10 protein-coding genes are annotated in these 12,404 nt (G+C 68.0%); 4 read left to right on the forward strand and 6 right to left on the reverse strand.

The features are described from left to right. The first annotated feature begins 75 nt into the window (after positions 1-75). Positions 76-1,119, forward strand: a complete 1,044-nt coding sequence (locus ACZY0Y_RS04590) for a hypothetical protein (protein ID WP_463956947.1) — start codon at positions 76-78, stop codon at positions 1,117-1,119. Here the strand turns inward: ACZY0Y_RS04590 and ACZY0Y_RS04595 are convergent. After that, entirely contained in the window at positions 1,116-2,429 is a 1,314-nt protein-coding gene (locus ACZY0Y_RS04595) for an erythromycin esterase family protein (protein WP_463956948.1), read from the reverse strand. The two genes, ACZY0Y_RS04590 and ACZY0Y_RS04595, sit on opposite strands and share 4 nt — an antisense overlap. After that, entirely contained in the window at positions 2,426-3,808 is a 1,383-nt protein-coding gene (locus ACZY0Y_RS04600) for an MBL fold metallo-hydrolase RNA specificity domain-containing protein (protein WP_463956949.1), read from the reverse strand. The genes ACZY0Y_RS04595 and ACZY0Y_RS04600 overlap by 4 nt, the downstream gene beginning before the upstream one ends. 251 nt (positions 3,809-4,059) lie before the next feature. On the opposite strand from ACZY0Y_RS04600, the gene ACZY0Y_RS04605 reads away from it, so the two are divergent. Then, positions 4,060-5,832: a long-chain-fatty-acid--CoA ligase gene (locus tag ACZY0Y_RS04605; RefSeq protein ID WP_463881298.1), complete on the forward strand. Its 1,773-nt coding sequence runs from the start codon at positions 4,060-4,062 to the stop codon at positions 5,830-5,832. 9 nt (positions 5,833-5,841) lie between these two features. Here the strand turns inward: ACZY0Y_RS04605 and ACZY0Y_RS04610 are convergent, their stop codons facing one another. Both ACZY0Y_RS04610 and ACZY0Y_RS04615 read right to left on the reverse strand, forming a co-directional pair. Beyond that, a complete protein-coding gene (locus tag ACZY0Y_RS04610) occupies positions 5,842-6,357 on the reverse strand; it encodes a TspO/MBR family protein (protein ID WP_463956950.1) in 516 nt (171 codons plus the stop codon). Beyond that, positions 6,357-7,181: a dienelactone hydrolase family protein gene (locus tag ACZY0Y_RS04615; protein WP_463956951.1), complete on the reverse strand. Its 825-nt coding sequence runs from the start codon at positions 7,179-7,181 to the stop codon at positions 6,357-6,359. The genes ACZY0Y_RS04610 and ACZY0Y_RS04615 overlap by 1 nt, the downstream gene beginning before the upstream one ends. Positions 7,182-7,393: 212 nt before the next feature. Here ACZY0Y_RS04615 and ACZY0Y_RS04620 point away from each other — a divergent pair, with 212 nt between their 5' ends. Beyond that, positions 7,394-9,745, forward strand: a complete 2,352-nt coding sequence (locus tag ACZY0Y_RS04620) for an FdhF/YdeP family oxidoreductase (protein WP_463956952.1) — start codon at positions 7,394-7,396, stop codon at positions 9,743-9,745. Positions 9,746-9,985: 240 nt separating this feature from the next. Here the strand turns inward: ACZY0Y_RS04620 and ACZY0Y_RS04625 are convergent, their stop codons facing one another. Beyond that, complete coding sequence (locus ACZY0Y_RS04625) at positions 9,986-10,303, reverse strand: DUF6457 domain-containing protein (RefSeq protein ID WP_463881309.1); 318 nt, start codon at positions 10,301-10,303, stop codon at positions 9,986-9,988. 111 nt (positions 10,304-10,414) lie between these two features. After that, complete coding sequence (locus ACZY0Y_RS04630) at positions 10,415-11,404, reverse strand: LysR family transcriptional regulator (protein WP_463956987.1); 990 nt, start codon at positions 11,402-11,404, stop codon at positions 10,415-10,417. 120 nt (positions 11,405-11,524) lie between these two features. Between ACZY0Y_RS04630 and ACZY0Y_RS04635 the strand changes: the two genes are divergently transcribed. Further along, entirely contained in the window at positions 11,525-12,403 is an 879-nt protein-coding gene (locus ACZY0Y_RS04635) for an FAD binding domain-containing protein (RefSeq protein WP_463956953.1), read from the forward strand. Position 12,404 lies beyond the last annotated feature (1 nt).

The raw sequence follows: 12,404 nt of genomic DNA on the forward strand, positions 1-12,404 counted from the left end.
GTGCGCCGGGAGGGCACCGCCGGTTAGGGCCTTAAGCCCCTCACTCGCCCTTGCCCGCCTGCGTAGCGTCGAGGCATGAAGCACGACGCGTGGCTGTCCGCCATTGCGTGGTTGGCGGCATCCCCGGAACCTGCCGTACGCCGCGCGGCGCGACTGGAGTTCCTCGGCGCCCCGTGGTCCGAAGGCTCCGTAACCAACGGCAGGATCGTTTCCTCCCTGTTGTCCGGCCAACAGCCCGACGGCGGCTTCGGGGTCCATCCCTACCGGAAATGGACGGGCGCGCACTGGCGGCTCGTCTCCCTCGTCGACCTCGGCGTCACAGCGGCGGACGCACCGTCACTGCTGGACGCCGCCGGTTCGGTGCTCGGGTGGCTGCACGGCGACCAGCACCGGAGCCAGATCCGTGTCATCAACGGACTCACCCGACGCTGCGCATCGCAGGAAGGAAATGCCCTCTACGTCTGCAGCCGGTTGGGAATGGCATCGGATCCCCGGGTGGCTCAACTGGCCCACGACCTGGTGCTCTGGCAATGGCCCGACGGCGGCTGGAACTGTGACGTCGGTGCGAGCGGGCGCCGTTCCTCCTTCCATGAGACGCTGCCCGCCGCCAAAGGGCTCTACGCGTTCTGCAAAGCCACGGGCGATCCTGCGGCCCGGGAGGCCGCCGAACGGGCGGCCGAGCTGTTGCTGGCACACCGGCTCGTCAAATCTTCCTCAACCGGGCGTCCGATCGACCCGCGGTGGGTCAAGCTTCGGTACCCGGAGTTCTGGCACTACGGCATCCTCCCGGCCCTGCTGCTGCTGTCCCGAATGGGGCTGTCGGGAGACCCCCGCGCCCTCGAGGCCGCCGAGCTGCTGCGGAGCAAGATGCTGCCGGACGGGCGGTGGCCGGTCGAGGGTGCCTGGTGGTCCCCGCCGGGGGCTGAGGGCCAGACTGACGTGACTGACTGGGGCCGGACGGGGCCGAACGAATTCGTGACTCTCAGCGCCGTGCGGATCCTCGCCGCCGGCCTGTCGGGGCCGGACGGGGGCACCACGCAGGACGCCGAGTCCCCGCATGAACAATGCCCTTGGCCGGCCAGCAGGCCTCTCCCGGCCCGCTCCCGGACGGCGGATTAGAAGCCGGTCGGTTCCGTCTCGAATTCGGGTTCCCCCGGCGGCCCTTCATGATGCACCGGACGCAGCGCGTGGGTGTCCTCGAACCAGATCAGCGCGTCGTAGCGCTCCCCCATCCGGGTCGGTACGTAGTTCCCGAGTTCCCGCTGCGGGTGATAGACCACACCGATGGCGCGGTGGCCAAGCCAGGTGGAAAGCCACGGTCCCGACCTGTCTTCACCGAACTCCAAGACCGACGGCACCCCCAGGGCCTCGTGGAGGAAGTCTTCGTGGCTGCCCGGTCGCGCGGGCGGCACCGGCAGGATCCGCTCCGGACTGCCCCAGGCTTCCGCGGCGATCACCTCGCCCCGGTGGCAGGCGAGGCCCACCAGCATCACGCCTTCCGCGGCATGCCGTTCGCGCAGCAATTGCCCCACATTGATGAGGCCGTCCTGGGCCATGTCCGTGGCCCGGGCATCCCCCACGTGTGTATTGTGCTCCCAGATGAGGCCTTTCGAGTCGGGACCCAGGTGCCTGCTGAGGCGGTCTATGGTGTCGGCCATATGGTGGTCCCGGACGTTCCAGGACTGGCGGTCGCCGCGGACCATGATCCGGTAATAGTGCTCGGCGTTGGCCGCCACCTCGGCGTTCTGCACCGCGTCGAACGCTTCTTCATCATGGCCGCCCGGACGGGACACCCGGCTCCTGACCTCGGTGAGGAGGGCGATGACGTCAGCTTCGCAGGACTCGGGCACCAGCCGGGTGCTCCAGGCGTACTTGTGCGGGTTTTCGTGGTGGGGCAGGAAGCACTGCCAGGCGCGCATGGCGGCGGGGACGGCGTCGGGCACGTTTTCCTGGAGCCAGCCGATGATCTCGCGGAGCGAATCCCACAGCGAGTACACATCCAGCCCGTAGAAGCCGACCCGCTGGCTCATCGGCCGGCGGAGATTCCAGGTTCGCAGCCAGTCCAGGAACGCCGCAACTTCCTCGTTCGCCCACATCCAGGTGGGCCAGCGCGCAAAGCCGCCGAGAAGGGCGTGGACGCCTTGCTCCTGCCCGGCCTCGCCCCGCACCCAGCGGTTGATCCGCCAGCAGTCGGGCCAGTCCCCCTCCGCGCCGATCCAGTTGTAGCCTTCCTCTTCGATGAGGCGCCTGCTGAGGGTGTCACGCCAGGTATAGAACTCGTGCGTGCCGTGGGAGGCTTCGCCGATCGCGGCAAACCGGCAGTCCGCCGCCCGCCGCACCAGCCCGTTGAGGTCCCGGTCCGTCTTCAGCTGCCGGGCCACTGAGTGGATTTCAGCCAGTACCGGGGCCTTTCCGACGCCGGAGGTCACCGTGGCTCCTCGATGGAGATCGTTTCGAGGTGCTCGGGGACACGCGCACGCCAGCCCAGTTCGCGTTTGATCCTGATGCGCAGGGCATCCGACGCTTCCGGTTCACCGTGGGTGATGTAGGTCATCCGGGGTTCCCTTTCTGCGGCTTTCATCCATGCCATCAGTCCGTCGGTGTCCGCATGCGCGGACAGGCTCTCCATCTGGATCACTTCAGCCCGGACCAAGACGTCTTCGCCGTAGATGCGCAGCTCGCGCCCGCCGGCTGCCAGCGTGGCACCGCGGGTGCCGCCGGCCTGGAAGCCGCTGAGGATCACCGCGTTCTTCGGATCGGGCCCGTAGGCGGCCAGATGGTGGAGGATCCTTCCTCCGGTGAGCATTCCGGACGCGGAGATGATGATCATCGGGCCGCCGCGGAGGTTCAACAGCTTGGATTCATCGACCGAGCGGGTCAGCTTGGCCACGTTGTACATGTTTATGTACTCCTGCTCTTTCAGCCGGTGCTCCTCGGGGTGCCGCTGGTACATCCCGGAGGCGTCAATGGCCATGGGGCTGTTGAGGTACACCGGGATGTCCGGGATCAGGTGCTTGCTGCGGAGGCGGGACAGGTACAGCATCAGCGTTTCAGCGCGGCCGACGGCGAACGCGGCGAACAGCACCACGCCGCCGCGTTTCGCGACCCGGTTGATGATGTCCCCCAGCTGTTTTTCCGGATCCACGGTGGAGTGTTTCCGGTTCCCGTAGGTCGACTCCGTCACCAGCACATCGGTCGTACCCAGGGGCCGTGGCGGGTGCATCAGGGGGTCATCCGACCGGCCCAGGTCTCCGGTAAAGTGCACCGCGTGGGAGCCCGTCCGAACGTGGACCTGGGCGGCGCCCAGGATATGCCCGGCCGGGACGAACGTCATTTCCATCCCCCCGCCAAGGTCCACGGGAACGTCGAAATCGTGGATCTTGAAGCTGTTGAGGGACTTCACCGCGTCGGCCGCGGTGTAGAGCGGCAGCGCAGGACTGTGCCTGGTCGATCCCCGGTGTGTCGCGTAGCGGGCTTCCTCCTCCTGCAGGTAGCCGCTGTCCGGGAGGATCAGTTTGCACAGGTCCGTGGTGCCGTCGGTGGCGATGACGGGACCGGTGAATCCGTCCCGCACCAGAGCGGGTACGTAGCCTGTGTGGTCCAGGTGTGCATGGGTCAGGACCACGGCGTCGATCGAGGAGGGCCGGACCGGGAAGGGCGTCCGGTTGCGTTCGCGGCTTCGTTTGTAGCCCTGGAAGAGCCCGCAGTCGACCAGCACGCGTTTACCGCCGGCCTCAAGCAGGTACCTTGAGCCGGTGACCGTGTCGGTGGCTCCAAGGAAACGGAGGGTGGGCTGCTGGTGCTTCATGGTGCTCCCGATCCCGCATGTCCGGCCTGGAATGGCCTGCATCGACACGAAACGGCGCGGCTGATCCGCGCAGGCGTTGACCCAAGCTTCCGCCCGCGCCGGGCCGGCCCCTAGGGCCAAAAGTCACGAACGTCCAGGGTCAGGCCCGCGTGCAGCCCCGGCAGCGGGGATGGCCCGGCACCGGTAGGATTTTTCCCGGCGGGACCGTTGGCCCGCAAATACCCGGCGGCTCGCAGTGGCAAGGACTGATCATGAAGAAGAAATCCACACGCACGGCCCCCGGCAGCACGGAACATCAATCCGGGCAGCCCTGGCGTGAACGCCCGTGGACCCGTTCCTACGGGCCGGGGGTTCCGGCGCACCTGGTGTTGCCCAAGGGCTCGCTCGTGGATCTCGTGGACAGCTCCGTGCGCCGCTACGGGTCGAAGACCGCCCTGGAGTTCTTCGGGGCCCGCACCAGCTACCGCGAGCTCGGCACGCTGATCAGCCGGGCGGCCGCCGGACTGGAGAAGCTCGGCGTCAAGGCCGGCGACAGGGTGGCCCTCGTGCTGCCGAACTGCCCGCAGCACATCGTTGCCTTCCATGCCGTGCTGCGCCTCGGCGCCGTCGTGGTCGAACACAATCCTCTCTACACGGAGCGGGAACTGCGCCACCAGTTCGAGGACCACGGGGCCGTCGTCGCGATCGTCTGGGACAAGGCCGTGGAGCGGGTCCGCCAGCTGCCGGCCGACGTCGGGCTCCGCAGCATCGTCTCGGTGGAGCTCATCCCCGCGATGCCGCTGCTGCAGCGGCTCGCGCTGCGGCTTCCGGTTCCGGCGGCCAGCAAGGCCCGTGCCGCGCTTTCCGTGGCAAAGGACCAGCCGAAGGGCCGGCAGGCTCCGGCCGCGCGGCCCGTGCTGCCGTGGCGGAAGCTCCTCGTCGCCGGCGAGCTCAGGAAGAAGCATCCGCGCCCGGCGGCCCAGGACCTCGCCGTCCTCCAGTACACCTCCGGCACCTCCGGGCTGCCCAAGGCGGCCATGCTCAGCCACGCCAATCTGCAGGCCAATGCCGCGCAGGGCCGGGCCTGGGTGCCCGGGCTCAAGGACGGCCGGGAAACTGTGTACGCGGTGCTGCCGATGTTCCACGCCTACGGCCTGACGCTCTGCATGACGTTCGCCCTCAGCATCGGCGCGAAGCTGGTCCTGTTCCCCAAGTTCGATGTCGACCTCGTGCTGAAGGCGCTCAAGAAGTCCCCCGCGACGTTCCTGCCGGCGGTGCCGCCGATTTATGACCGGATCGCCGCCGCGGCGGCGGAACGCGGCATCGGGCTGGAAAGCATCCGTTTCTCGATCTCGGGCGCCATGAACCTGCCGACGTCGACCGTGGAGACCTGGGAGAAAGCGACCGGCGGCTACCTGATCGAGGGCTACGGGCTGACCGAAACCTCCCCGATCGCGATTGGCAACCCGTTCGGCCCCAGCCGCAAGCCGGGCACGGTGGGGGTCCCGTTCCCGCTGACCGACATCCGGGTGGTGGACCCCCGGAACGTCGCGCTGGACCGCGCCCCGGGTGAGGAGGGGGAACTCCTGATCCGCGGCCCGCAGGTGTTCGCCGGCTACTGGAACCGGCCCCAGGAGACCGAGGACGCCCTGCTCGACGGCGGCTGGTTCCGCACCGGCGACATCGTCTCGGTGGATGACGACTACTTCGTGACAATCCGGGACCGGATCAAGGAACTGATCATCACGGGAGGCTTCAACGTCTCGCCCAGTGAGGTGGAGGACGTCATTGCCACCTTCCCGGGCGTTTCGGAAGTCTCGGTGGTTGGGATGCCCCGCCCGGGAGGCGGAGAGGACGTCGTCGCCGCCGTGGTGCCGATCCCGGGCACCACCATCGATGCTGACGCGCTCGTTGCCTTTGCCCGGAAGCAACTGACCGCCTACAAGGTGCCGCGCCGGGTGGTCGTGCTCGATTCCCTCCCCCGCTCGCTCATCGGCAAGGTGCTCCGCCGCGAGATCCGGGATAACCTCGTGGCCGGGCGCTGAACCGGCGGACTACCGCTGCCGGCCGTCCGCCCGGGGGTTGAGTCCCGCGATTGCCGTCGACAGGACAGTGGCGAAGCCGCACCACAGCGCGTAGGGGGCCAGGGACACCCCGGCGCCGCGGTGAAGCCTGTACGTCCGCCGCACCAGGTCGGCGCTGCTCACCGTCAGCACGGCGCACTCCGCCGCAGCCAGCCACGGCCGGCGGCTACGCCAGAAAAGCCAACTCCACCCGGCATTGAGGACGAGGTTCGCGGCAAGGGCACCCTGATAGGCGCGGATCTGCCGCTGCGCGGTCTTGCCGCCGGGGACCTCGGGCGCCTCGTTGCTGTCCAGCGCGGCGGCCGAGCTCACGGCGAGGTCCGCGTAGAGCGCTGTCCAGACCACCGGGAAGGCGATGGCGGGCGGCTGCCAGTCCGGTTTGCGCAGCCGCCGGTACCAGGAACTCTCCGGATCCGTTGCCAGCGCGCCGGCCGCGGCCGTCGCGGCGGTAGCAGCCGCGGTCCACACCACTGTCATCGGTTTCATCATTTCTCCTCGGGTTTCGTCGTTGATGCGGGCTCCGGGCGAAGGCGCTCGCCAATGAACTCGATGGTCCGGTCCAGCGCGGCCTTCGTCGGGTGGCCGGGAGTGTCCACCAGGTCCACGGTCAGGACGCAGTGCGCGGACTGGGCAATCCCGAACGGGTTGCCGGGCGAAGAATCGACTTCGATGCCTTCGAAGCCCGCACCGAATTCGCGCCGCAGGGTGGCGAAGCGCTCCGCCGGACACCCGCGGTCATTGCTGAACCGCAATCCAAGGAGCCGGAGCCCCTGGCTGGTCCGGTCTTTCATCCTCGCCAGCTCTTCGTCGTCAAGCCCGACGGCGGCCCGCCGCCGCGCGGTCAGGCCCGCCGGGAGCGCGGGTTGGCTCATGACCGGGGCCAGGACGGCGGGTTCCAGTGCCATGGCGAGGGCGAAGCTCCCCGTCATGCACATCCCGATCGCCCCGACCCCGGGACCGCCGCACTCCTGGTGCGCCTGGGCGGCGAGGGCGCGCAGCCACCCCGTTGCCGGGCTGCTCCGGTTCGCCAGCACGGCGAATTCACGGGAAATGCAGACCTTCGCGATGGACTTCACGATTCCCTCGCCCGCTTTTCCGCCGGGCCGCCCGAACATCGACGGAAGGTATACGGTGTAGCCCCGGCCGATCAGGCGGCGGGCGAGGTCCAGCACCCCGGAGTGGATCCCGGGGACCTCATGGATCAGGACCACCGCCGGGCCCGCTCCTGCCCGGAAGACCTGGTGCTGGATGCCCCCGTGGCTGAAGGTCGACTCGGTGAAGCCCTCCAGTGTTTCCTGTTGCTCCGGCATGCGGGCCCCTTCGATTCCGGGCCGGCACTCTCTGTTGCGATGCAGCCGCCCGCCTACCGCACATGGTACGGACCTGAGGCGCCGCCGTCGACGGCAGATCCCTTGCGGCGCTCCGCGCCAACTGATAGGCCTGATACAGGCCAAAAGGTAGTGTGCTTGGTAGTAGAGAAGCACCAGCCTGAACAGGCGGTGGTTGTAGAAGGGAAGTTCACGTGACCCGCAAGAACCCCAAGGTCGAGGAATACGATGACAAGGACCTCGAGGTCGGTGACGGTCCAAAGGACTGGGCCGCCGGCATCCCCGGGGTGATGCACTCCATGACACCCGCTATCGAACACATGGGTCTGAACCGCACGCGCAAGACCGTCCTGGCGATGAACCAGAAGCACGGTTTCGACTGCCCCAGCTGTGCCTGGCCGGACCCGAACCACCGCAAGACTTTCGAATTCTGCGAAAACGGTGCCAAGGCCGTCACCTGGGAGGCGACGCCGGTCGTCATCGACCGCGGGTTCTGGGCGGAGCATTCCGTCAGCGAACTGCGGACCCGCTCCGAATACTGGCTGGGGATGCAGGGCCGGCTCACCGACCCCGTCCACAAACCGGCCGGCGAGGACCACTACAAGCCGGTGACCTGGCCCGAGGCTATCCGCATCATTGCGGACAAGCTCAAAAGCCTCGACTCGCCCGACGAGGCCGCTTTCTACACCAGCGGCCGCACCTCCAACGAGGCAGCCTTCCTCTACCAGCTGATGGTCCGCGGCTACGGCACCAACAACCTGCCGGACTGCTCCAACATGTGCCACGAATCCTCGGGCTGGGCGATGGGCCAGACCATCGGGATCGGCAAGGCCACGGTCAGCTTTGACGACTTCGCCAAAGCTGACCTGATCATCATCATGGGGCAGAACCCGGGCACCAACCACCCGCGCATGCTCACCGAGCTGGAAGCCTGCAAGGAAAACGGCGGCGAAATTGTCGCTGTCAACCCGCTCCCGGAGGCCGGCCTGCGCCGGTACAAGAATCCGCAGAAGGTCAGGGGCATCATCGGCCGCGGCACCGAGATCGCGGACCAGTTCCTGCACATCCGCATCGGCGGTGACATGGCGCTGCTGCAGGCCATCTCCAAACGCGTGCTCGACGCCGAGGCGAAGAACCCCGGCACCGTCCTGGACCACGCCTTCCTCGCCGGGCACTGCGAAGGGCTCCAGGAGCTGAGGGAACACCTGGCGCTGCTGGACGAGCAGGCGGTGCTGGAGGCGACCGGCCTGCGCACCGGGGAGATCGACGAGCTCGCCGCCCGTTACCTGAAGGCCGACAAGGTCATCATCACCTGGGCCATGGGCATCACGCAGCAGAAAAAGGGCGTGGCCACGATCAAGGAGATCATCAACCTGCTCCTGCTGCGCGGCAACATGGGCAAGCCCGGCGCCGGCGCCTCCCCCATCCGGGGCCACAGCAACGTCCAGGGTGACCGCACCATGGGCATCTGGGAGCAGATGCCGCAGTCCTTCATGGACTCCCTCGGCGAGGAGTTCGGCTTCGAACCGCCCCGCGACCACGGCGTAGACGCCGTCGAAACCATCAACAAGATGCGCGACGGCGGGATCAAGGCTTTCGTGGCGCTCGGCGGGAACTTCGTCGGCGCCATTTCGGACACCAACGCCACCGAAGCGGCCATGGAAAACACCGAGCTCTCCGTGCAGATTTCCACGAAACTCAACCGGTCCCACACCGTGACAGGTGCCGAAGCCCTGATCCTGCCCACCATGGGGCGGACCGAAATCGACATCCAGGAGTCGGGACCGCAGTTCGTTTCGGTGGAGGACACAGTCTGCGCCGTGCACCCGTCCTGGGGCAGCGTGGAACCGGTCTCGCACAACCTGCTCTCCGAGCCGGCGATCGTCAGCAGGCTCGGCAAAGCGCTGGTCGGCGACAGGGTCCGGGCCGATTGGGACGGTTTCGAAAAGAACTACGACCTGATCCGGGACCACATCTCGCGGGTCATCGGCGGCTGCGAGGACTACAACGAGCGGATCCGGCACGAAGGCGGCTTCATCCTGGCGAACGGGCCGCGGGATTCGCGCACGTTCCCGACACCGACGGGCAAAGCTGTTCTGACCGTCAACGACCTCGAGCATGTGGAGAAGCCGGAGGGCACGCTGATCCTGCAGAGCATGCGCTCACATGACCAGTTCAACACCACCATCTACGGCCACAACGACCGTTACCGGGGCATCAAGAAAGGCCGCAATGTGGTCTTCGTGAACCCGGACGACATCACCGAACTGGGCCTCGCCGACGGTATGTTCGTGGATATCCGGGGCGAGTACAAGGACGGCGTGGAGCGCATGGTCCGCAAGTTCCGGGTGGTTTCCTACCCGACCGCGCGCGGCTGTGCGGCCGCCTATTACCCGGAAGCCAACGTGCTGGTGCCGTTGAATCACACGGCCGAAGGCAGCAACACGCCGGTATCCAAGGCCGTCATCGTCAGGCTGGAGCCCAGCGCGGACCAAACCCCGGACGGCTCGACCACCCTGGCGTCCGGCGCGGCCCAGCCGCGGTAGGTCCCACCCCACGGGACATGCCCCACCTTGACCGCGGCCACTGGACATAATGCCTATATGTCCATCCGCGGGCACCAGAGGAGGGCATGTCCCGCGGCGCGTGATTCGCACTCCGGAGGACATGCCCCACCCTGGCCGCGGCCACTGGACATGATGCACATATGTCCATCCTTGGGCACAAGGGGAGGGCATGTCCCACGGGGGTCGAACGCCATCCGCGGTGCGGGGTGGCTGCCGCGGCTATTGGGCCCGCTTGGCCCAGCCCTCTTCGTCGGGGCCGCCGGACTCGCCGTGCTCACAGAGCTCGATGACTTTGTTGGATGCAGCGTGGACAGCGTCCTGGGTGCTCTTCCGGCCATCGGTCGACGCGGTACCCGCGGCGTAGCCGACGATGAAGGCGCTGATGGCATCCGCGTGCGGCCCGACGGCCTTGAGCGACTCGTCCGCGACCTGGACGATCTTCTCGTGGTCCACTTCCAGGTCAAGGATCTGCAGCGCCTGGATCAGGCGGGCACTCCAGTGCCGCAGTGAGCTGTCTTCGTCCCGGGGCAAAGTCATTTGTTACTCCTCTTCGTAGCGGTGCGTCTGTCGATCGTCGTCCCCAACAAGGGGTAGCACCGACACCCACGTTTCGCAACGCGACACAGGCAAACCCTTCCCGGGGATTCCTCAGCTCCACAGCGCGACGTGGAACTTCGACCCGCGGCGTTCCAGGCCCCGCGGGCCGCCGGGGGCGACCATCGCGGCGGTCGCATCCGCCGTGCCGGCGAAGCGCTGGAGCGTCCGCGCCATCGTGGTGGTCCGGTGGTTGTCCAGGGTGCTCGCCCACCACAGGCCCGTGACCGGTGTCCCGACGACGGGCAGCCGGACGAGGACCCCGCTCTGCAGTTCGGCCCGGACGATATGGCCGAGCGCCAGCATGATGCCTTCCCCCGCCCGCACCGCCGCCAACGCTTCCGTCTCGCTGCTGAGCCGGATGATCTCCGGCACCACGCCCGTCGATGCCAGCCAGCGGCCCTCCTCCGAGCTTTCCTGGATCCCCGCCGGTCCGGCAAACCACGGCCGGTCCAGCAGCCGGGCCACGGAGACCGGTCCTGGCAGCCGGGCCAGCGGATGCCCCGACGCCGCGACCAGGGCGCGCTGGTAGCGCAGGAACGGCACGCAGTCCAGGCCCGGATGGGTCCCGGCAGTCCCCACGGGGGCGACCGGCAGCACCGGCCGGGCACCCAGGGCGATGTCGTAGGCCCGTTCCTGCAGGAGCGAGGCAAGGTCCTCCGCGGACCCCACCACGACATCCACCGAAGCGCCGGGAACACGTTTGGTAAAGAGGTCCAGCAGCTGGCCTGCCGCATGTTCGGCGAAGGGTGCGGTGGCCACAATCTTCAGCCGCCCGGCGTCGCTCTTGGCATTGGCGACTTCCCAGCGGGCCTGGTCCACCAGCCCGACTATGTCCTGGGCGTAGTCGGCGAGGGCACGGCCGCCCGGAGTCAGGGCAATGCCGCCGGCAGCGCGCACGAAGAGCGGGTCGCCAAGGTCCAGCCGGAGCGCCGACAGGGCGGCGGAAACCGCCGGTTCGCTGACGCCGAGAGTCTCCGCGGCAGCGTGCAGCGAGCCCAGACGGGCGACCAGGGCGAACGTGCGGAGCTGGCTCAATGTCATCGCCACGGCGTCATAACCTTTCGCTTATGACGATATTGACACTGCGTATCACGCGGGGCAAGACTTGCCTCAAACCGGTGCTGCGCGACGTTGCCAGCGCCTTGGAGTGAGGTAGGGACTATGCAGATTCCGGCTCCTTTCGACTATGTGCGGGCCACTTCCGTGGACAACGCCCTGGAACTCCTCTCCCGCCACGGTCCGGAGTCGCGGGTCGTCGCCGGGGGCCACAGCCTCCTGCCGATGATGAAGCTCCGGCTCTCCCGGCCCGAATGGCTGATCGACATCAACGACCTCTACGAACTCGACTTCATCCTTCGCGACGGCGACAAGCTGCGCATCGGCGCCCTGACGCGCCACACAACGCTCCTGGAGTCGGACGAGATCGCTGCGCTCTTCCCCATCGTCCGGGACGCGGAATCCGTGATCGCCGACCCTGTCGTGCGCAACCGGGGAACGATCGGCGGATCGCTCTGCCAGGCCGACCCGGCCGAGGACCTGTCCACGGTCTGCGACGTCCTGGGTGCGGAAGCCGTGATCCGCGGACCGGCCGGCGAGCGCATCCTGGCCATGGCTGACTTCCACCGCGGGCCCTATGAGACGGCGGTGGGCCAGGACGAACTGCTGTGCGAGCTCCGCTTCCCGATCCGCCCCCGTTCGGGCAGCGCCTACGAGAAGGTCGAACGCCGGGTCGGCGACTGGGCAGTCGGCGCCGCCGGCGCGTCCGTGACGCTCGGGCCGGACGGCACCATCGCCGACGCCGCCGTCGGGCTCACCGCCCTCGGCCTCGACCACACGGTCGCCGGGGCAGCCGAACTGCTCCGCAGCCAGCAGCCCCGGGAGGAACTGTTCGTGGAGGCCGGACGGCTCGCCGCGGAAGCCTGCGACCCGGTGGCCGACCAGCGCGGTCCGATTGACTACAAACGGCACCTCGCCGACGAACTCACCCGGCGGGTGCTCCGGCAAGCGTGTGCCCGCGCCGCACAGACACAGGAAGGCTGAA

Source organism: Pseudarthrobacter kochi (assembly GCF_055412805.1).